Annotated in this window: 13 protein-coding genes and 1 riboswitch; of the genes, 6 read left to right on the top strand and 7 right to left on the bottom strand. The window is 66.0% G+C overall.

Features of this window, described 5'->3' with window-relative positions; all coding sequences use genetic code 11:
- Positions 1–3 precede the first annotated feature (3 nt).
- From FHS74_RS17040 to FHS74_RS17020, 5 genes are all read left to right on the top strand, one after another.
- Positions 4–1,341, top strand: a complete 1,338-nt coding sequence (locus FHS74_RS17040) for an FAD-binding oxidoreductase (protein ID WP_184802692.1) — start codon at positions 4–6, stop codon at positions 1,339–1,341.
- Positions 1,338–2,111, top strand: a complete 774-nt coding sequence (locus FHS74_RS17035; RefSeq protein WP_184802690.1) for an SDR family oxidoreductase — start codon at positions 1,338–1,340, stop codon at positions 2,109–2,111. Before FHS74_RS17040 ends, FHS74_RS17035 begins: the two co-directional genes overlap by 4 nt.
- 977 nt (positions 2,112–3,088) lie before the next feature.
- Positions 3,089–4,339, top strand: a complete 1,251-nt coding sequence (locus tag FHS74_RS17030; protein WP_246463194.1) for a replication initiation protein — start codon at positions 3,089–3,091, stop codon at positions 4,337–4,339.
- 142 nt (positions 4,340–4,481) lie between these two features.
- Positions 4,482–5,468 carry an AAA family ATPase gene (locus FHS74_RS17025; protein ID WP_281384660.1) on the top strand — a complete coding sequence of 329 codons (987 nt, stop codon included), beginning with the start codon at positions 4,482–4,484 and terminating at the stop codon, positions 5,466–5,468.
- Positions 5,458–6,321 carry a ParB/RepB/Spo0J family partition protein gene (locus tag FHS74_RS17020; RefSeq protein ID WP_184802686.1) on the top strand — a complete coding sequence of 288 codons (864 nt, stop codon included), beginning with the start codon at positions 5,458–5,460 and terminating at the stop codon, positions 6,319–6,321. Before FHS74_RS17025 ends, FHS74_RS17020 begins: the two co-directional genes overlap by 11 nt.
- Here the strand turns inward: FHS74_RS17020 and FHS74_RS17015 are convergent.
- The 7 genes from FHS74_RS17015 to FHS74_RS16985 all read right to left on the bottom strand — a co-directional run bounded on the left by FHS74_RS17015 (position 6,318) and on the right by FHS74_RS16985 (position 19,041).
- Positions 6,318–7,682: a voltage-gated chloride channel family protein gene (locus tag FHS74_RS17015; protein ID WP_246463193.1), complete on the bottom strand. Its 1,365-nt coding sequence runs from the start codon at positions 7,680–7,682 to the stop codon at positions 6,318–6,320. The two genes, FHS74_RS17020 and FHS74_RS17015, sit on opposite strands and share 4 nt — an antisense overlap.
- 84 nt (positions 7,683–7,766) lie before the next feature.
- Positions 7,767–7,850: riboswitch (Fluoride riboswitch) on the bottom strand.
- A 190-nt stretch (positions 7,851–8,040) separates the two neighbouring features.
- Positions 8,041–8,586 carry a MarR family winged helix-turn-helix transcriptional regulator gene (locus tag FHS74_RS17010; RefSeq protein ID WP_184802682.1) on the bottom strand — a complete coding sequence of 182 codons (546 nt, stop codon included), beginning with the start codon at positions 8,584–8,586 and terminating at the stop codon, positions 8,041–8,043.
- A 180-nt stretch (positions 8,587–8,766) separates the two neighbouring features.
- Positions 8,767–10,680, bottom strand: coding sequence for an AMP-binding protein (locus tag FHS74_RS17005; protein ID WP_184802680.1), 1,914 nt, complete (start codon positions 10,678–10,680; stop codon positions 8,767–8,769).
- A gap of 95 nt (positions 10,681–10,775) precedes the next feature.
- The gene (locus FHS74_RS17000; protein ID WP_184802678.1) at positions 10,776–12,230 is read right to left on the bottom strand and encodes an aldehyde dehydrogenase; all 1,455 of its coding nucleotides are present in this window, start codon (positions 12,228–12,230) and stop codon (positions 10,776–10,778) included.
- Positions 12,231–12,384: 154 nt separating this feature from the next.
- Positions 12,385–13,221, bottom strand: a complete 837-nt coding sequence (locus tag FHS74_RS16995; protein ID WP_184802676.1) for a p-hydroxycinnamoyl CoA hydratase/lyase — start codon at positions 13,219–13,221, stop codon at positions 12,385–12,387.
- Between the two features lie 269 nt (positions 13,222–13,490).
- Positions 13,491–17,237, bottom strand: coding sequence for a two-component regulator propeller domain-containing protein (locus FHS74_RS16990; protein WP_184802674.1), 3,747 nt, complete (start codon positions 17,235–17,237; stop codon positions 13,491–13,493).
- Between the two features lie 373 nt (positions 17,238–17,610).
- Positions 17,611–19,041: an SAM-dependent methyltransferase gene (locus FHS74_RS16985; protein WP_184802672.1), complete on the bottom strand. Its 1,431-nt coding sequence runs from the start codon at positions 19,039–19,041 to the stop codon at positions 17,611–17,613.
- 417 nt (positions 19,042–19,458) lie between these two features.
- On the opposite strand from FHS74_RS16985, the gene FHS74_RS16980 reads away from it, so the two are divergent.
- Positions 19,459–21,021 carry an ABC transporter substrate-binding protein gene (locus FHS74_RS16980; RefSeq protein ID WP_184802670.1) on the top strand — a complete coding sequence of 521 codons (1,563 nt, stop codon included), beginning with the start codon at positions 19,459–19,461 and terminating at the stop codon, positions 21,019–21,021.
- Positions 21,022–21,028 lie beyond the last annotated feature (7 nt).

Raw genomic sequence — 21,028 nt, 5'->3', positions numbered from 1 at the left:
CCCATGCGCCAGACGGTCACCTCGTGGGGCAATCTGGCCATGGTCGAGCACGATGTGGAGACCCCGCGGTTCCGGGAGGAGGCTGGGTCCCTGTTGACCACGCTGGTCGCGCGCACCGGTACGGTGTTGCCGCACGGCCTGGGGCGGTCTTATGGCGACAGCGCGTTCAACGGCGGGGGTGGCTTGCTGGTCACCCGGCATATGGACCGCTGCCACGCCTTTGACGCCAACACCGGGGTGCTGAGGGCGGATGCCGGGCTCAGCCTGGCCGACCTCCACACCATCACCGTGCCCCGCGGCTGGTTCGTGGCGGTGACCCCCGGCACGAAGTTCGTCACCCTGGGCGGCGCCGTCGCCAACGACGTCCATGGCAAGAACCACCATGCGGCCGGCACCTTCGGCCATCATGTGCGGGCCTTGGGCCTGCGCCGGTCCGACGGGTCCCTTCGGACCTGTGGCCCCGACAACGACCCGGACCTTTTCCGGGCCACCATCGGCGGCCTGGGTTTGACCGGTCTGATCGAATGGGTGGAAATCCAGCTGCAGCCCATCACCTCCTCCGATATGGAGGTGGAGAACATGCGTTTTGACCATGTCGACCGCTTCTTCGATCTGGCCGCGGAAAGCCTGGACTGGCCGTATAATGTCGCCTGGGTCGACTGTTTAAGCCAAGGGGCGGCCCTGGGCCGGGGCATCTTCTCGCGCGGGCGCCATGCGGTCAGCGGGCCGCTGACGGCCCACCCGGGTGGGCGCACGCTGGCGGTACCCTTGACACCGCCGATCAGCCTGATCAACCGCCCCACCCTGCGCGCCTTCAACACCGCCTATTATAATAGACCGGGCGCCAGCTTCGCCGGCCGCTGCCATTTCGACGGATTCTTCTATCCGCTGGATGGGGTGCTGCATTGGAACCGGGTTTATGGTCCCCGAGGTTTCTACCAGTACCAATGCGTGATCCCCCCCGGTACGGCGCGGGACGCCGTGCGCGAGTTGCTGGCCCGCATCGCCGCCGCCGGCACCGGATCGTGCCTCGTCGTCCTGAAGAACTTCGGCGACGGGGCGCCGGCCGGTCTGCTGTCCTTTCCCATGGCGGGCACCACCCTGGCCCTGGACTTTCCCAACCACGGTTCCCGCACCCTGGGTCTGTTGGCCGATCTGGACAGCGTCGTCGCCACGGCCGGCGGCCGGCTGTACCCGGCCAAGGACGCGCGGATGCCGGCCAGCCTGTTCACAGCGGGATATCCGGCCCTGGCGGATTTCAGACACCACATCGACCCGGCCTTCATGTCCGATTTCTGGCGACGGATGGGGCAGGTCCCGGAGAGGAGCGCGCGCGCATGAGCGAGATATCCCACGGCGGGCAACCCCAAACCGTGGTCGTCCTGGGCGCCACCTCCGCCGTGGCGGAGCGCTACGCCCGCCTGCAGGCGGCCCAGGGCGCGCGGCTGGTGCTGGCCGGCCGCGACCCCCGTCGATTGGACGCCATCGCCGCCGATCTGAGAGCCCGGGGGGCGGCTTACGTGCACCTGGCCGTCCATGACCTGGCATCGCCCTCGGCCGGCTTCGATGCCGCGTGGGCGGAGATGGCCTCCAAGCTGGGCGGCCGGGTTGATACCGCGCTGCTGGCCTACGGCATCCTGGGCGATCAGAAGGCCGCCGAGGGCGACATCGCGGAAATGACCCGCCAGCTCAACACCAATATGATCAGCGCCTGCGCCTGGCTAACCGTGGCCGCCAACCAAATGGAACGCCAGGGCCAGGGCACGCTGATCGCCATCGCCTCGGTGGCCGGGGACCGCGGCCGGAAGTCCAACTATGTCTATGGCGCCGCCAAAGGCGGCTTGGCCTTGTTCGCGCAAGGAATGGCCCACCGCTTCGCCGGTACCAACGTCAAGGTCCTGACGGTGAAGCCCGGCTTCATCGACACGCCCATGACCGATGGGCTGGCCAAGGGCGGCCCCTTGTGGGCCACGCCGGAGAAGGTGGCGGCCGATATCGACCGCGCGGCCCGCAGGGGCGCCACCACCCTGTATACCCCCTGGTTCTGGATGGGCATCATGATGATCATCCGCAACCTGCCCAGCTTTGTCTTCAACCGCATGAAAATCTGATCGGGTCCACCCTGCCCCCATGACTTGCGGGACCAGGCCACGCCTGGGATCGGGGTGATGCCATCCTTACCGTTCGGGGGTCCAGCCTTACCGGCTGGGGGAACGTTGATGCGCTGCCTGGCCGGTATCCTTACCCGATGGGGGCGAGTCGCGCTTTCCGGCCGGTACGCCCCGTGACCCGCGGCACAAGAAACACATCCTTACGTCCCGGGGGAACGCGACTCCGCGCATTTACTGGACTTGGTCGCCTATCCTTACGCCGTGGGGTCGATTCCTGGATACATCGCCTCGCCGAACCCGCATTGCCAGCCCGCCAACCCATTACCCACGCAGTTACAAAGCGTTAGTTGGCATTTCCACAGGGTGGGCGGGCCATCGCGTGCCCCCAGCGTGTAAGGATGATCCTTCAATCGACCCCAGACGGTAAGGATACAGCCGCGCCCATCCCCCACGCGGTAAGGCTTTCGCAAGCGGGGACGGTTCGGGAATGGATCATGACGTCCGGATGTCCCTGCCGCTGTTCGGATGGCGGCCGAGGTATCCATCCTTACCTCACGAGTCGCTGCAGATCGTGTGTTAGGGCTGTCCGGTTCAAGCTGGTTGAGCCTTTAACCTCCAAAAACAGCCTGCTTTTATAGGTGTTCCTTTTCAAAAAGGATTCTAGGACGCTCAAGTCCCGGCGGATCCTGGGTTTTTTCGCCATCATGCTTACCAGTTGGGGGATTTATCCCTACCGGTGGGGGCGAGTCGCCTGCCGCCCCAGGGCGTAAGGGCTGAACGCCAGTTCACCCCCAGGGAGTAAGGATATGGGAAATCAGGGCCTTAGACCCTTTCCTTACTTGCGGCCCGTGTAAGGAAGCCCATACAGTGCCGCCATTCGTTCACGGGATGATGGCATGGCGCGCAAAAGCGATAAACCGGTCTTGAGACCGTCCGGGCTGGCGGCTGATCGCCTTGTGTCATCAAAGGACGCGCTGATGCCCTATCGTCCCCAGGACGTGGCGGTGCCCGGCATCGTCATCGACATGGACGCTGATCGGGGGCTGGAGCCGGCGGTGCCGGTTCTGGTGGAGGAGAACACGCTGGGCCTGACGGCCAAGGTGGCGGCGACGACCTTTGAGCGCGACGGCTACAAGCATCTGATCAAGGCGGCGGAGGCGGTCTATTCCTACCCCGCCAACGGTTCGCGCTTGTCGCTGCCGGCGCAGAAGATGCTGAACTTCATGATCCACCTGGCCGGCAGCCAGAACTTCGCCAATAAGCTCTATCGCCTGCCGAAGAAGGTGGTGCGCGGCAACCACAAGGGCAACGAGCGCATCTTCGACGCGGTGAAGGAAATCTACGAGTCCAGCCTGGTGGTCATCGGACCCTTCCGTGGCCGCCGGTCGCGCGCCGAGTTGCGCATCCTCAGCAGCTATGTCCGCCCGGAGGAGGAGATCGAGAACGACAGCGCCGATATCCACTTCCAGTTCACCGACGCCTTCCTGGAACTGCAGCGCGCCTCCAAGCTGTGGGCGCGGCTCTCCGGTCCGGCCATGGTCAAGGTCACCAGCACCTATGCCCTGAAACTCTATGAGATCGGCATGCAGCGCTACCAGATGGACTTCCCGTCCCTGGCGCTGGACATCGACACTTTGCGCCGCCTGCTGAACGTGCCGGAGGGCGCGTACAAGGATTTCGGTATCCTGCGCACCCGCACCATCGACCGGGCTATCGCCGAGGTGAACCAGCTAGCGCCCTTCCGGGTGGAAATGCCGGAAGCGAAGATGGTGCGCCGCGGCCGCAAGGTGGAGGAGGTCACGCTGGACTTCTTCGCCAAGGACGAGGATGAGGTGGCCGACACCTTCCTGGAGCGGGAACGGCACAGCGTGGGCCGCCGGGCCCGCCGTATCGGCAAGGTGGAGAAGCTGGAGCCGGCGGTGGTCGAATCCACCCCCCTGCCCGACACGGACGACGCCAACGCCCTGTGGGCCGCGGCACGGCACGCCCTGTTGGCCAAGAACGTGCCGGCCCCCCTGCTGCGCGACCTGGAGGTTGAGCGCATCGAGGAGACGGCGCGGGGTGAGCGCCGCCTGGTCCTGCTGGCGGGTCATCCCGCCACGGCGCAGACGGCGCGCATGAACCATGAGGCCAGCATCCGGGGCGTTCTCGCGTCGCTGACATCGGGCTCGATCACGGGGGTGGAGATCATCGCCCCTACGCGCCGCAAGGAGTCCCCCGCCGGGTAAGGGTTAGGGGCGGGTATGAAGGTTGCGACGTCGCAACCGGCGTTGTGGACGTTGACGAAACACAACGACGCCAGTTGACCGTGTGGTGGGGCTTCTTCTATGCTGCTCCACATCTTGGGGCCAAGCACGGAAGGGATACGCCATGGATGGCGCCGCATTGCGGATTGCGCGCGAAGCGCGGGGCGAAACCCAACAGACCTTCGCCGACTGGCTGAACGCCAGCCTGGGCCGCAAGTACGATAAGGGGCGCATTTCGCGCTGGGAAACCGGGGGGGAAAAGATTCCCCAGGCGGTCATCGATCTGCTCACCCCCCGCCGCCGCGCCCGGCAGACGGCAACCATCATCGCCCTGTCCAACCAGAAGGGCGGCGTGGGCAAGACCAGCGCGTCCGTCAACATCTGCGCCGCCTTGGCCGCACTGGGCCAGCGCGTGCTGCTGGTGGATGCCGACCCCCAGGCCAGTGCCACCGTGCATCTGGGGATCAGCCAGGCGGACATGTCGGAGGCGGGCAAGACCACCTATCACGTCATGCTGAAGGACCAGGCCACGGGCCAGGCCGCCGTGCCGGTGTGCGACGGGCGCTTCCACCTGCTGCCCTCCACCATCCTGCTGTCGGCGGCGGAAACCGAACTGATCGCCGAGCCCATGGGCACTCTGGTGCTGCGCGAGCGGCTGGCCATGGTGCGCCGGGCTTATGACTACATCCTGATCGATTGTCCACCGCACCTGGGTATGCTGACCCTGAACGCGCTGGCGGCGGCCGACGGCGTGCTGATTCCGGTGCAGACGGAGATGCTGGCGCTGATGGGCGTGCCCTTGTTGCTGGACACCATCAGCAAGGTGCGCCGCCGCGGTAACCCGGACCTCAGCGTCATCGGCATCCTGCCCACCATGTACACCGCCCGCCATACCCAGGACCGGGCGACACTGGCGGATCTGGAGGCCCGCTTCGGCGGCGCGATCCGCATCTTCACGCCGGTGCCACGCGCCACCATCTTCCCCCAATCCGTGGCCGCCGGACAGCCCACCATCGATGTGGCATCCGACCCGGCAACCGTGGCACCTTTCCGCGAGGTTGCCCAAGCCCTGCTTGAGGCGGATGGAGAGGACGTTGCCCATGTCGCGTAAACTGGCCCGCACCAATCCCGCCCTGGCGGCGACAGCGGCCAGCCTGTTGCCCGCCACGGCCAAGCCGCTCAACAAGCTGTACGGCACGTCGGAGGATTTCCCGGAGCTGGTGGAGCTGGACCTGGACCAGGTGTCTCCCAATCCGGACCAGCCGCGCCGCCATTTCGATGAGACGGCCCTGAAGGAACTGGCGGACAGCATCGGGACCCAGGGGCTGATTCAACCCATCGTCGTGCGCAAGCGGGCGGAGGGTGGCTATATGATCGCCGCCGGCGAACGCCGCTGGCGCGCGCACCGCCTGCTGGGCAAACCCACCATCTTCGCCATCGTCACCCAGGGTGGGGTGGATGAGATCGCGCTGATCGAGAATCTCCAACGTCAGGACCTGGACACGCTGGAGGTGGCCTGGGGCTTGTCACGCTTGGGCGAGGCCCATCGCTATACTCAGGATCAATTGGCCGGCGCCGTGGGTCTCAGCAAGTCCGAGGTGTCGCGCCTGCTGGCCCTGGTGCGCCTGCCGGAGAGCATCCTGGCGGAATATCCCGAGTATCGCGGCCAGGTGAGCAAAAGCCACCTGTTCATTCTGGCGGACGCGGAGGATGACGCCGCCCGCCATCGCCTGTGGGGCCTGATCAAGGCCGGCGCCACCATCAAGGCGCTGCGTGCGGCCAGCAAGCCATCCGAAACGGCTGAGCCACCGACCACGCCCAAGCCGCCAATGCCTGCCTCACGTCTCATCACCCGTATTGAGCGGGACCTGGCTCAGGTCGAGATTGGTCCGTCCGGCCTCGCGGCCGGGGACCGGGAGCGGCTGGAGAAGCTGCGCCGGCGCCTGGACGAGATCCTGCGCTAATTGCGACGTCGCAATCTGCGCTTGAGGAGAACGCGGATCTGGCGATGCAGGGTCACGGGGGCCGGTGGCAGCTCCCGCGCCTGCCGCAAGGTGCCCCCAGGGGGTAAGGATGGACTCAGCGGGGCCTTGGGCACGCCGATGCGCTGCGACAAGTAAATGCCGGAGTGGCCGCTGAAGGCGTAGGCGACGAAGCAGGCGACGGCGATGTAAGGCGTGTGGGCGGCGCCAAACAGTTCAATCCCCATCAGGGTACAGGCCAACGGCGTGTTGGCCGCGGCCGCGAACAGCCCGATAAAGCCCAGACCGGCCAGCAGATCGGTCGGGGCGTCCAGGATGCCCGCCAGGGCATGGCCCAGGGCCGCGCCGATGAAGAACAGCGGTGTCACCTCGCCGCCCTTGAAGCCCGTGGCCAGCGTGGTGATGGTGAACAGCGCCTTCCACAACCAGCTCAAGGGATGATAGGATCCGGCGCTGAACAGGCCGGGCAGGGTGACGGCGCGGGGATCGGTCGACCACACACCCAGCCCCAGATAGTCACGCGTGCCCAGCAGCTGAACCAAGGCGATCAGAAGCAGGCCACCCAGCACGGGACGCAGCAGTGGTTGGGGGCAGAGGCGGCGGACAAGGCTGGCGGCACCGTGCGAGGCTTCGGAAAAGGCCAGCCCCCCCAAGCCGAACACCACCGCCGCCAGCGTCACCTTGGCCAGCAGCAGGCCCTGCAGGTGAAAGCCACCGTTGCCGGCGGCGATGCCATAGGCGGTATGCTCAATCCCCCAGGCATGGCAGCTCCAGTCGCCCACCAGGGCGGCGATCAGACACGGCAGCAGGGCTTCATACCGGATTTGACCCAAGCTCAGCACCTCCAGGGCGAAGATGGCGCCGGCGATGGGGGTGCCGAACACGGCGCCGAAACCAGCGGCCACCCCGGCCATCAGGACCAGGCGCGTATCGGCGGGGGGCAGCTTCACCAGCCGGGCGAAACCGCTGGCCAGGCTGCCGCCCAACTGCACCGCCGTGCCCTCCCGGCCAGCGGAGCCGCCGAACAGGTGGGTGGCGATGGTGGTGAGCAGGATCAGGGGCGCCATGCGCAGCGGCACGCCGGCACCCGGCTCATGGATCTGGTCCACGATCAGGTTGTTGCCGCCGTCTGCCCGTCCGCCGAAGCGGCCATATACCCAGACAATGACGATGCCAGCCAGGGGCAGGGCGTAAAGCAGACCCGGATGGTCGAAACGCGCTTGGGTCGCCCTGTCCAGCCCCCAGAGGAACAGGGCGCAGGCGCTGCCGATCACGGCGGCCAGAGGTGCCGTCAGCAAAAGCCATTTCAGGAGCGCGCGCGTCTGCGCGGCCCAGGACGCCATCAGGCGGCAGGGAATCATAAAGCGGGATCCGGAACTGAAGTAAGGATAGGGCATGGACAGACTCCGACCGTCAGGTGAAAGACACCGAGGGTAGGAATCATCAGCCCCGTGAAAGGGGCGGTTCGGTCGCCGGTGGCGGCCTGGCAGAAATCCATTGCCGGAGATAGCTATTACGGGCCCCGTCGCCGGCTGTCAACGCCCCCTGGTTCATCGGCGCGCATAGGGGGGGTGACGGCCCTTCACGGACCTGCAACCGGTTCGTTATCTATCCGGCGGGCCGGATTCGCTCGTGGTTGTCGCCCAGGGAGAAAGCTAAAGCCTGTTTAATTTGCGCGCTGGCCCGAATCGGGCGCGCCGCTTACAGCGTGCGGATTTTGTTCAGCAGGGCCAGCAGCTGGGTCTGTTCATCGGCGGTCAGCACGGCGGAGACCCTGGCCTCCTGCTCCTCCACCAGGCCCTCGGCACGGGCCAACATCTCCAGCCCCGCCTCCGACAGGCTCAGCATTTGTACCCGGCGGTCCTGCCGGCCGCGCACCCGTTTCAGCAGGCCGCGGTTGGCCAGCCGATCAACCAGATGGGCCATGTTGGGCGGGGCGATTTCCAGAACCTCCCCCGCTTGGCGCTGGTTCACGCCCTTGTTAACGCTCACCAGGCTCAGCAGCGAGAATTCGGCCAGGGTGAGCTGGCAAGGGGCCAGATGTTCCAGCACCAAGCGCCGCACCAAGGTTTCCGCCCGCGACAGGTTGAAGCCCACGAAACGCTCAAGCTTGGAGCAGTCCAGCGCCGTTTCAGCCTTGCCCGTGGCGGGCCCCGTCACGGGCCCCGCCACGGGCAAGGTGTCTTCCAAGACATCGTCGATATCGGAAGGATCGGTGGCGGGCGTCGTGTTCTTCAGGGCCGGCATGCGGGGGATCTCAAAAAAAACGGGCTTGGGCGCGGGTGGGCGGTTCACGCCCTTATAACAGCCCGGGAAAGGGCGCCAATAGCGATGGTGAGTATCCCGGGAATTGTTCTGGCCGTCCAGGGGAACCACCAGCCGGGGAATCGACACCGGTCGGTTGGATGGCTCCCCCGCGTCCGGCTCTCAGGATGGTGGACGGGGGCGGTAGACCCCCGGCGCACTGCCATCATACAGCGCCTCCACCACTGCGGCGCGCTGGGTCAACACCACCCGCTGGTTTATGGAGCGCTTGTCGGTGACCTCGCCCTTGTCCAGCGATGGCGGTTCGGCCAGGACCAGGGCGCGGGCGACGCGGGTGGCGCTGCCGGTGCCGCTGGCAGCCAGCCTATCCACCAGCGCTTGGAATTGCCGGCGCACGGGTTCTGTCGTCAGGATCTCCGCTGCCGCCGTGCCCGCGGGCAGCCCGGCCAGCGCGCCGCAGGCCTCCAGGTTGGGGAAGATCAGCAGGCCCAGGTCGTCACGCTCCGGCGCCGTTATCACCACGTCCTGCACATAGGGGGCGCCCTCGGTGATGACCTTGGCGCGCAAGGGACCGACATTGACGAAGGTGCCGGACGACAATTTGAAGTCTTCGGTCAGCCGGCCGTCGAAGACCAGGCCCAGGTCGGGGCGGGCGGGGTCCAGCCAGCGCAGGCCGTCACCCGTGCAGTAATAGCCATCGGCGTCGAAGGCGGCGGCTGTCTGCTTGGCCGCTCGCCAGTATCCGGGCATGACATGGGGGCCGGCGAAGCGGGCCTCCAGCTTGTCGCCCACCGGCACCAGTTTCACCCGGCAGCCCGGGGCGGGCAGGCCGACATAGCCCGCCTGCAGCAGGGCGCCGGCGCTTGTCCCCAGCGAGAAGCCGCCGGTGGTGAACAGGCAGGAGGGCGAGGTTTCCGTCATGCCCAGTCCGGCGAACACCGGAATGCGGGCGCCGCAGTGGGCCTCGGTCACCCGGTCCAGCCTATCCCAGGCCGCCTGCGACAGGCCGGCGCCGCCGAAAAAGAACATGCGCATGCGCGCGTAGAAGGACTGGCGCAGATCGGCGTCCGTTTCCAGCGCGGCCGTCAGATCCTCCCAGCCCTTGGGCACGTTGAAGTGCACGGTGGGTGAGATTTCCCTCAGGTTCCGCAAGGTCTCATCGAGGTGCTGCGGCGTGGGTTTGCCATCATCGATGTAGTAGCTGCCGCCATTGTAAAGGGCGATGCCGACATTGTGGCTGCCGCCGTAGGTATGGTTCCAGGGCAGCCAGTCCACGATCACCGGCGGCTCTTCCCCGAAAACGGGGAAGCTTTGCAGCAGCATCTGCTGGTTGGCGCACAGCATGCGCTGGGTGGTGGTGACGGCCTTGGGCGTGCTGGCGGAGCCGGAGGTGAAGAGGAACTTGGCGATCGTTTCGGGGGGCAGGCCGCGATAGACCGCATCCACGGTGGTGGGAACGGTGGACAGCAGATTGGCGAGCGGGGTGACGGTCCGATCGGCCAGGGTTCCGGTGGAGGCCACCACTTCCACGTCGTCAGGCACTGTTGCCGCTATGGCGGCGGCGAAGGCCGGCACGTCGGCGGCGAAGACCAAGCCCGGCGTCACCGTTTCCATGACCAGGCGCAGCTTCTGATGATCGCGGGACAGCAGGGAGTAGCCGACGGACACGGGGCAGTAAGGCACACCGGCGTACAGCGCCCCTGTGGCCAGGCGCAGGTGGTCCAGGCTGCTGCCCGAGAGGATGGCGACGGGTCGCTCCGGTGACAGGCCGCGGTCCAGCAGGGCCTGGCCGATGGCGCGGGCGTCCGCCAGCATCTGGGCGTAGCTGAGGCGCCGCCAGGCGCCGTCGGCGCCACGCTGGGCCACCAGGGTGCGGTCGGGATGCGCCGCCGCCACGGCTTCCAGCCGTTCCAGCAGGTGCCGGGGATAGGGGCCCAGTTCCTCGGCGCATCGAAGATGCCAGACGCCGTTGGCGTCCTGGCGCAGATCAACGGGCAGGGGATTGACCGTCACCGGCCGGTAGCGCACGGCGTCGGCGGAAGACGGGGAGTGGGAAGGGGAGGCCGCACGGGTCACTTTGCCTGATCTCCGGGGAGAGATGGGAGAGGAAGGACGCAAGCCATGGGGGGCTGGCCACCTTCCCCCAAACGGTAAGGATGGCCGGCTTCCGCTCAGATGGGATAGTGCCGGGGGCCGGTCTGGATGGTGACCCAGCGCAGCTCGGTGAACTCCGCCACGCCCCACTTGCCGCCGAAGCGCCCATAGCCGCTGCTCTTGACGCCGCCGAAGGGCATCTGCGCCTCGTCGTGTACGGTGGGGCCGTTGATGTGGCAGATGCCGGATTCGATACGCTGGGCCACCGTCAGGGCGCGGGCGACATCGCGGCTGAACACCGCGGCCGACAAGCCGTATTCGCTGTCATTGGCGACGCGGATCGCCTCCTCGTCACCATCGACGCGCATCACGGCGACCACGGGGCCGAAGGATTCCTCGGCATAGAGCGCCATCTCCGGCGTCACGCCATCCACCACCGTGGCCTGCATGATGGCCCCGTCGATGTCGCCGCCGGCCCTGAGGCGGGCGCCCTTGGCCACGGCGTCGTCCAGCAAGTGCTTGATGCGCCGTCCCGCCTGGACATTCACCAGCGCGCCCAGGACGGAGCCTTCGGCGGTTGGGTCGCCGGCCTTCAGCGTGCGGGCCTTGGCCGCCAGCTTGTCGACGAAGGCGTCGGCCACGCGGGCGTCCACCACCAGGCGCTCAGTCGACATGCAGATCTGACCCTGGTTGAAGAAGCCGCCAAAGGCGGCGGCCTCCACGGCCGCGTCCAGGTCGGCGTCGTGCAGCACCAGCAAGGGCGCCTTGCCCCCCAGTTCCAGCAGGGCTGGCTTCAGATGCTTGGCCGCGAGCTGGGCGACGATGCGCCCGACGCCGGTGGACCCGGTGAAGTTCACGCGCCGCACGGCGGGGTTGGCGATCAGCCGCTCGACGATGGCGGGGGCATCGGCCGGCGCGTTGGTGATGACGTTGACCACGCCGTCGCCCAGGCCCGCTTCGTTCAGGATGGCGCCGATCAGACGGTGGGTGGCGGGGCACTGCTCACTGGCCTTCAGCACCACGGTGTTGCCGCAGGCCAGCGGCGTGGCGATGGCGCGGGTGCCCAGGATGACAGGGGCGTTCCAGGGCGCGATGCCCAGCACCACGCCGCAGGGCTGGCGCAGCGCCAGGGCCATGTTGCCCGGGATGTTGGTGGGAATGACCTCGCCATTGATCTGGGTGGTCATGGCCGCGGCCTCGCGCAGCATGTTGGCCGCCAGCATGGCGTTGAAGCCGTACCAGTTGGGCATGCCGCCGATTTCCGCGGCGCCGACGGCGATGAAGTCCTTGGTGTGGGCGTCCATCAGGTCGGCGGCCTTCAGCAGGCGCTGGCGCCGTTCCCCGGGCCCCAAGCCCGCCCAGGCGGGGAAGGCGGCCTGGGCCGCCGCCACGGCGGCATCGGCGTCCGCCAGGGTGGCGGCGGCGGCCTCGGTGACGATCGCGCCGGAAATGGGATTGGCCCGCGTGAAGGTGGCGCCACCGGTGGCCGGCACGTCGCGGCCGCCGATCAGCAGGTCGATGGTGGTGGTCATAACGACCCTCCCTTGGATTTTATTGTCTGTCCCGGTCGGGCCCCCTTCGCCCCCAAGGGGTAAGGATCCCCTCTGGGGTAAGGGCCCCGCTTCCCCATCCTTACCGCGCGGGGGCGTGGTCCCGCACCCCGCGCGCGGTGTCAAGCACGAGGACTCAGGCGTCGCGCTTGTAGGTCTGCAGGCCCGGCTTGATCGACTTTTCGTCCAGGAACTGCTTCAGGCCCTGTTCCCGGCCCTTTTCCGGGTCCCGCAATTGGGCCTGGTCCAGCTTGGCGTACAGGTAGTCTTCGTTCTGCTCCCACGTCAGTTCGCGGCAGCGCTTGAAGCCGTGCTTGGCGGCGCGCAGCACCACCGGGTTTTTGGCCAGCAGCACCTGGGCCAGCTTGGTGACCTCGGCCCGCAGCTCCTCGCGCGGGACGCTCTTGTTCACCAGGCCCATCTGGGCCGCCTGCGTGCCGGTGAAGGTCTCGCCGGTCATGATCAGGTGCAGGGCGGCGCGATGGCCGATGGTGTCGGCCAGGGCCTTGCTCACCAAGTTGCCGGGCGGGATGCCCCAGTTGATTTCCGACAGGCCGAACACCGCCTCATCCGCGCAGATGGCCAGGTCGCAGGCGACCAGGGGGGAGAAGGCGCCGCCGAAGCACCAGCCGTTGACCATGGCGATGGTGGGCTTGGAATAGAAGCGCAGCAGGCGCCACTGCCAGGTCGACGCCTCGCGGCGCACCTTTTCCTGCAGGATTTCCGGACCGCTGTCGGTCTCACGGAAATATTCCTTCAGATCCATGCCGGCGGTCCAGGCGTCGCCGGCGCCGGTCAGCACCAGAACCTGCGCGTCCCCGTCCATTTCCAGGGTTTCCAGCACGTCGACCATGTCCCGGTTCAGGGTGGGGCTCATGGCGTTGCGCTTGTCCGGGCGGTTGAGGGTGACCCAGGCGATTCCGTCCACGACATCGACCAGGACGGTCTTCCAGCGATCCGCGTATTTGGACATGGGCCTCATGGCCTCCTTGGCTGTGTTTCCTCCGATGGCCGGGGGCCCGGACGCGACGCCCTGGGGGCGAGACATCCGTGATGGGCCGTTCTCCCGTGCCGACGGATTAACTTATACACAATAACTATTATGGGCGCAATAGATCGTCGATCAGGACGACGCGTACGGGTTTGCGACGTCGCAAACCCAGGTCGGGGCAAACCCAGGTCGGGGCAAACCCAGGTCGGGGCAAACCGGATCAGGCTGACGGGAAACCGGGGACTTGGGCGTCAGACGCGAAAGGCGCGCAGGCGATCGCCGGGGGCGGTGGTCTGGCTTGCGCCGATCAGCGAAGGGATGACCAGGGTGACCGTGGTGCCCTGGCCCAGCACGCTGTCCACCGTCAGGTTACCCTTCAGGCGCTGGGTGACGTGGTTGTAGGCGACATGCAGGCCCAAGCCCGGATGGCCGCGTCCCCGCGCGGTCGTGAAGAAGGGGTCCAGGATGTGGGGCAGGACGTCTGGCGGGATGCCCCGGCCGTTGTCGCTGATGGCGATCAGCACCACGCCCCCCTCCACCGTCGCCGTCACCGTGACATGGCCATGGGCCCCGGGGTCGAAGGCATGGTCGGCGGTGTTGGCCAGGATGTGGGTCAGGGCGTTGACCAGCGATTCCGGCACCGTCGGAATGACCAAGCCATAGGGCACGTCCACCGTCAGGTCGATGGCCCCCTGGGCCAGGGCGGTCTTGGCCACGTTGGCGACGTCGGGCAACAAGGTCGACAGGTCGACCTCCGTCACCTTGCTCTCCCCGTCCTCGGCGGCGATGGCGGTGAAGCTTTTCACCAGGGCCGCCGTGCGCTTGGTGTTGCGCTCCACCAGATCGGCCAGGTCCGACCATTCGGCCAGCCCGATCTCCAGCGCGTTGCGGGTCAACCTGCCCTGGGCGATGTTGCCGCGCACGTCCTCCAGGCTGCCGCGCAGGCTGCCGGCGGCGGTCAGCACCACGCCCAGGGGGGTGTTGACCTCATGCGCGACGCCGGCCACCAGACGGCCCAGCGACGCCATCTTTTCCTGTTGGATCAGCTTGGACTGGGTGGTGCGCAGGTCGGCCAGGGCCTGCGCCGTCTCCATCCACGCGGTCTCGGCGCGGCGGTAGGATTCGGCGTTTTCCAGGGCGATGGCGCTATAGGCGCACAGGGTGCGGAAGATCATCTGCTCCCGGTCGCCATAGGCATGGTTGGCGACCACCACCAACACACCCAGCACCCGGTTCTCCACCACCAGGGGCGATGCCAGCGCGATGCCGTCCTCCACCGCTTCCGTCAATTCCTGGCGGCCTTGCGCGGCGCGGGCGGGGAGGGATATGGGGTCATCCAGATAGACGGGTTCCACCACGCTGCCATCGGTGGTGGCCGGTTCCAGATAGGCGCCCTGCAGGCGGTACAGCACCAGGCGATGGCCGGTCAGCAATTCCCCGACATAGCGCTTCAGCGTGCTCAGCACCGCGTCCAGGATCAGGGTGGCGGTGATGTCCTGTCCGGCGTCGCCCAGGCGGCGCAGGATGGCGGCGGACTGGGTCAACGCGGCGTTGGCGCTCGTCAGTTCCTCGGTGCGCTGGGCCACCACGGCCTCAAGCTCGCGCTGGCGCCGGCGCAGATAGGCGGTGCGCACCCGCACCAGCAGGGCCACGGCCCCGGCCAGTCCGGCGAGGCCCAGGATTTGCGCCCACCAGGTTTGATACCAGGCAGGCAGCATGGCCAGCGGCACCGACAGCTCCGCGCTCGACCACTGGCCGCCGCGGTTGCTGCCCCTGACCCGCAGGGTGTAGGAGCCGGGGGGCAGGCCCGTATAGGCGATCTGCCGCCAGCCGCCGTCGATCTCCTGCCAGTCCCGGTCCAGGCCTTCCAGCTTGTAGGCGTAGCGGTTGCGTTCCGGAGCGGAGAAGTCCAGCGACGCGACCTCCAGGCGGAAACCGCGCTCATCCGGTTGCACCATCAGGGGCGTGGTGGCGTGCGCCACCTGCCAGCCCGGAATCTGGCGGCGTCCGATATAGGCCTGGGTCACCACCACCGGCGGCACGTAGGTCCAGTCCGCCAGCTGGCGGGGGTGGATCAGCGTCACGCCATCCTCCGCCCCGAACAGGATTTCGCCGGTGGGGCCGGTGGCGACGGAGGTGGACCAGTGCGTCGTCAACCACACGCCGTCGGACCGCTGGAAGGTGCGAATGGCCATGGTGATGGGGTCGATGCGCACCACGCCGGTATCCGTGGACACCCAGATGAACCCGTCCTCGTCCTGGGCCGCCGCGTTGGCGGTGGCCAGTTGGGGTTCGATATCGCTGGCCAGGAATTTCACCGGCCGCCGGCCGTTGGCGTCCGGCCGGCCCACCATGGCGACACCCTGGCCGTAGAGCGTGGCCCACAGCCGCCCCTGGCGGTCGGTCGCCAGCGAGGCGATGTTGTGGCTGGTCAGGGTGGTGGAATTGCCGCTGTCCAAGTCTATCTTCTGCACCCGGCCGGTATCGGTGCGGGCCAGATACAGGCCGCTGTAGGTGCCGATCCATAGACCGTGATCCTCCGCCGGGTGCAGCATGGTGATGCGTTGGTCACGCAGCCCGCCTTCGCCCTGGCCCAGGGGGTGGACGGCCCCGGTGGCCGGGTTGTAGGACCAGACGCCGATATTGGCATCGCCGATCCATAGCTGGCTGCCGTCCCATAGCAGGCTGGAGATGTTCAGGGCGGTATCCAGGCCCGGCACCCGCACCAGGCGCACGGCGCTGGCGTCCAGATCGGTGCGGTACAGGCCGTCGCGGGTGCCCACCCAGACGGTGCCGTTCTGCTGTAAGGCGAAGGATCGGGCCACCTTGGCCGGCAAGGCATGATCGGGGTTGCTGGGATCCGAGCCCAAATGGGCGACCAGCTGGCCGGTGGCATCCAGCACGTCGACCCCGCCCTGTCCACGGCCCAGCCACAACTTGCCATCCGGGGTGACCATCAACGAATGGGCGCTGCGATCCTCAGTCTGCGGATTGGCGGAAATCGGCGTCAGGAAGCGGAAGGCGCGCGCCGAGGGGTCGAAGCGGCACAGCCCCGGATAGGTGCCCACCCAGATCAGCCCCGCCTTGTCCTTGTATAACGACAGGACGTTGTCGTTCAGCAGGCTGTCGGGGACGGTGCGGTTGCGCTTGATGGCCTTGGCGGTGCCGTTCGCCAGATCGACTTCCAGGATGCCATTGCCCATGGTGCCGACCCAGAAAATGTCGGGCGTCACCTCCAGAATGGCCTTGACCCAATCCCCGGCCACGCCGGCGAAGGGCGCCGGCACGGGCTGGAATGCGGGTATGCCGTCCTTATCCAGGTGCACCAGCAGGACGCCGTGACGGCTGGTGCCCAGCCACAGGCGGCCGCGCCCATCCTCATACAGGGCGGTGACGCCATCCATGGCGACGGACTGGGGCATCGGGGCGTTGCGGAATTCCGTTTGCCCGGGCGGCAGGTAGGCCAAGCCATTCGCCGTGCCCACCCACAAATATCCCAGGTGGTCGCGCTTCATCACTTGGATCTTGCCGCCCACGATTCCATCGGCCTGGCCGCCGACGCCATGCAGGTGGTCGGGCGTCGCCTGGTTGGCGGGCAGATGGTCCAGGCCACTTTCCGTGCCCACCCACAGACCGCCAGCGCCGTCATCCTCTATGCTGTGAACGTCGATGTGGCCCAAGGTTTCCAGCGGTATCCGCACCAAGCGGTCTGTGGCCGGATCATACCGCGCCAGGCCGGCGGCGCTGGTGCCCACCCAAAGCCGTCCTTGGGTGTCGGTATGCAAGGTGCGGATGTTGCTATCGGGCAGGCCATAGGGCCCCGTCGCCCCGCCACCGTATGACTTGAAGTGATATCCGTCGAACCGTGCCAAGTCGTTGGCCGTGCCGATCCACAGAAAGCCGTCCCGGTCCTGCTGGATGGCGGTGATGTATTCGATGCTGTTGCCTTTGATTTCGTTGTACCGGGTGAACAGATCGATAACCGAATTATGCCACATCTCCGCAGAGTGGGCCGCAAACGGCGTGAAAATTGACAAGCAGACCGCGGCCAGGACGCCCATGCGCCTGATTTTGCGGAATGATTGTTCAATTATCCCAGAAAAACCCGGCATGAGGCTCACTTACACGTCGAACCACGGCGTTAAAGCGGATCGCGCAGAGGCGGAATTGCCTTGGAACGTGAATCCGCTAGCGGACAGACTCAACTATACCCGGCTGTGGGTCCGATTAAACGCAGCCGGCCATGGCGTGACCATCAATCCATTTATCGCGAGGTGCGCCTCCCGGTAAAGATGGGGCCTTGGCGGGCCTGACCGATACGATGCCGTATCCAGGCCGTTTGCCAAGACCCCACGGTGACTTCGCCCGCTTTTATTCAGCGGAGACGTTTTGGTCCTGGACATCCTCAACGGAGACGTTCTGGTCCTGGACATCCTCAACGGAGACGTTCTGGTCCTGGACGTCCTCGACGGAGACGTTCTGATCTTGGACGTCTTCGGTGCTGACGTTTTGGTCCTGGACATCTTCGACGGAGACGTTCTGATCCTGGACGTCCTCGGTGCTGACGTTTTGGTCCTGGACGTCTTCGGTGGAGACGTTCTGATCCTGGACGTCCTCTGTGCTGACATTCTGGTCCTGGACGTCTTCGGTGGAGACATTCTGGTCCTGAACGTCTTCGGTGCTGACGTTCTGATCCTGGACGTCCTCCACCGCCGCCACGATCTTGGCCGGGGCGGACGGCTTGGCGATTGCGGCCAGCCAGCGGTGCTCTTCCCCGGTCAGGGTGCCGAAGCCGGTGATGTAGCGCACCGGATCGTCGCGGAAGGCCCGGGCGGCGGCGGGGTCCAGGGCGATGGTCTTCATGGCCTGGAAATAGGCCGGGGACACGGTGGGCGGGGCGGAGGGAACCAGGGTGATGGGCGTGGCGTCGGGCGTGGGCGCCACGGCGGGCTTGCCCACCAGGGCGCCGATGCCCAGCCGCTCCGCCATGGCCATGTCGTTGTCCAGGCTGTCCTTGGGCGGAATGTACAGGGTGCTGGCCTTGCTCAGGCGCTTCAGGTTGGCCGGGTCGCGATAGGCCTTCAGCGGCAGGCGGCGCAGCACCGGCTTCTGGCCCGGGCGGGTGGCGCCGACATAGTCGACGCACCAATGGTCCTCGCCATAGATCTCGATCAGGCGCTCGAACAGGATGGCGCGGCGTTCCAGGTTGTCCGTCACCGGGCGGAACAGGTCGCCCACCGGGCCCACCTGCATCAGCACCACGTGCCCGCTGGTCACCAGCGGCCGGTTGCGCAGCAGGAAGTCGGTGGCCTCCAGCGCCTGGTAACCCGCCTGGCTGGGGTCCACCCGCAGGTCGGCGAACAGATAGTCCAGCGACGACACGCCGGGCAGCAGGCGGGTGTCATAGCCCTCAGCCTTGGCGGTGGTCAGCGCCAGGCGGGCGGGGGCGACGTAGAAGCCGGGATGGCCATAGAACACGCCCGTCACCCGCTTGCCGGCCCGCACCTCGGCCACCATGACCTCGGCCATCTGCACATAGGTCAGGCTGCGGCGCTTGTCCGCGCCATACAGCGTGGTCAGGTCGATGACGTTGGGGTTCAGGGCGTGCAGGTCGGCGATGGTCAACGGATCGCGGATGCAGTGGAACACGACGTCGGCATGGCGGATATGGCCCTCGGCCTCCCGCGTCAGGTGGCCGAAAGCCTGCATGCCCGTGCCCACGATGGCCAGGCTGCCGTCCAAGGCTTTCGTCTTGCTGTCCGTCAACAACGCGTGCGAGTCGGCTATTCTGGTGTCCGGCATCACTACCCCCATCGGTTGAGTTTGTGCTTGGGCAGATAAGCTAGCAGTCTATAGAGGGGCAGGGTAGATGGAATGTGGCGGGGGTGGCGGGACGAACTCTGACTGAGCCAGGGCGGCGAGGCCGGGAGGGTGGCTCCATGTCAATGGTAGGTTAATGGACCTTTGCAATTGACGCGGGAAATGGAGGATAGTGCCTGCCTGGAGTCCAAACCCTTTTGTCCGATACTTCCAAGAGCGGGGCTGGCGTTGAGCTGTGTGGGTTTGTTGGAGGCATGGTCGCGGCAGCGAAAGGCTGGCTGGCGATCTTTAAGGCTGTTTGTCCTGTCGTTGGTGTTGCCATTGCTCAGCCCAGCTTTGGCGGGAGCAAACTCTCAGCAACCGGTAGTGCAAGTATCCTCCCAGGTAGCAGCGCCTCTGGTGACTACCGCGGTTGTTGGCGCTTGGCCGGTCAATCTTCATCCGCTGGTCGGTGACCAGTTTGCGCATATTTGGGTGAAGAAATTCCTGAACCGTCTACCTTTAGCGGATGTCCAGGGGCGGCTTTCTTGCGTGTACTGCGTGTCACCCCCCTCGGAAGTGGACGGTACCTTGCGGGTGATGAAGGCGGTGGATGGCAATTGGTCCACCACTGCCATCTTCACGTTGAGGCCAGATGCGCGCTGGGCCGATGGTGTTGATATGACTGCGGATGATATGGCCTTTACATGGGACGTTCTGACTAAGACCGGACGGGGCTTGGTTGATTCGGATCTTGGTCTTACTCATATCCGTGCGGTCCGGGTGGTCGGCGTCCGGCAATTCGAAATTATATATGATGGTATTGTTTGCCAGAGCGATTTGAATATGCCGCCTCTGCTGCCTTCTCATCTGGAGCGGGCGATATGGCAGGCCGACGCGAGCCACTATTTCGAAAACTCGCTCTATATCCGGCATCCCGAGACGCTAGGCTTATACAGCGGTCCGTATGTAGTGTCGCGGATAGAAACAGGAGAGTTGCACTTCAGCCGGAATCCTTACTGGCCAGCCACCACGCCCTTTTTCAGCAGTGTAAACCTGCACGTAGTTCAAACACCGGCGGAGCTTGAGACCCTTGTCCGTGCCGGCAAAGTGGACGTGTTCAGTACTCTGGTGTTCGACATGGGCCAGAAATTGGCTCACGAATTGGGAAGCCGCTACCAAGCTTTCTATGCTCCCAGCGAATTTCTCGCTCACCTGCGGATCAATTTCGACAACCCCATTCTGAAGGACCTTCGTGTCCGGCAGGCATTGCTGCTGGGGCTAAATAGAGATGGTCTCGTCAAATCTGTCCTCGACAACAAGGGCACTGTGGCACAAAGCCTGCTCAGCCCTTTCATGCCAGGATATTCTGTTGTGACCCGCTATCCCTACAACCCACTGCGGGCGGGGCAACTGCTGGATGATGCGGGATGGCGTTTAGGCAAGGGCGCCATCCGCTACAACAGTTTGGGCGCTCCTCTGCAGTTTGAGTTGCGCTACCGCCCGAATTTCCCCTGGGCGGCCTTGGCTCCCCAGTTGGAGGCTGCCTGGAAGGCGCTTGGCGTCGGCGTGAAGCTTCAGGTCGATTCCCAACTCTCTGCCGACGTGGCCGATGCCCGTGACCGTTATTCTGGAATGGTCGGGTTCTCGCAATCGCTGGAAGGTGGACTTGAGACTGCACGCTTCTGGTTCCATTCGTCCATGATTCCCTCCGCCGCCAATAATTGGCGGGGCAACAATATTTTTGGCGTCAGCATCGGGGCGCTGGACATCGCTATGGACGGGCTGACGCTGGCGGGATGTTCGGTGGAGCCCCGACAGCAGGCCTTGGCTGCGGTGCAGAAGGCATATGCGGATAACCTGCCAGCCCTGCCCTTATGGTTTGGCACGGTCATCACTTTGGCGGACAAGCGGCTGGACGGTGCTGTCGATGCTCGAAATTTTTCGCCGGCCCCTGCGGAATACTGGCGGTTCCGCTTTTAAGAGGTAA

The organism is Nitrospirillum iridis (assembly GCF_014205765.1).
Taxonomy (GTDB): domain Bacteria; phylum Pseudomonadota; class Alphaproteobacteria; order Azospirillales; family Azospirillaceae; genus Nitrospirillum; species Nitrospirillum iridis.
The sequence above is the reverse complement of the archived record's forward strand: the minus strand, read 5'-3'. Positions and strand labels throughout refer to the sequence as shown.

Bases quoted from the DNA above. Each gene is read 5' to 3' on its own strand.
- FHS74_RS17040 (WP_184802692.1), top strand. From the start codon at position 4: ATGCGCCAGACGGTCACCTCGTGGGGCAATCTGGCCATGGTCGAGCAC.
- FHS74_RS17035 (WP_184802690.1), top strand. From the start codon at position 1,338: ATGAGCGAGATATCCCACGGCGGGCAACCCCAAACCGTGGTCGTCCTG.
- FHS74_RS17030 (WP_246463194.1), top strand. From the start codon at position 3,089: ATGCCCTATCGTCCCCAGGACGTGGCGGTGCCCGGCATCGTCATCGAC.
- FHS74_RS17025 (WP_281384660.1), top strand. From the start codon at position 4,482: ATGGATGGCGCCGCATTGCGGATTGCGCGCGAAGCGCGGGGCGAAACC.
- FHS74_RS17020 (WP_184802686.1), top strand. From the start codon at position 5,458: ATGTCGCGTAAACTGGCCCGCACCAATCCCGCCCTGGCGGCGACAGCG.
- FHS74_RS17015 (WP_246463193.1), bottom strand. From the start codon at position 7,682: ATGGCGTCCTGGGCCGCGCAGACGCGCGCGCTCCTGAAATGGCTTTTG.
- FHS74_RS17010 (WP_184802682.1), bottom strand. From the start codon at position 8,586: ATGCCGGCCCTGAAGAACACGACGCCCGCCACCGATCCTTCCGATATC.
- FHS74_RS17000 (WP_184802678.1), bottom strand. From the start codon at position 12,230: ATGACCACCACCATCGACCTGCTGATCGGCGGCCGCGACGTGCCGGCC.
- FHS74_RS16995 (WP_184802676.1), bottom strand. From the start codon at position 13,221: ATGTCCAAATACGCGGATCGCTGGAAGACCGTCCTGGTCGATGTCGTG.
- FHS74_RS16990 (WP_184802674.1), bottom strand. From the start codon at position 17,237: ATGTGGCATAATTCGGTTATCGATCTGTTCACCCGGTACAACGAAATC.
- FHS74_RS16985 (WP_184802672.1), bottom strand. From the start codon at position 19,041: ATGCCGGACACCAGAATAGCCGACTCGCACGCGTTGTTGACGGACAGC.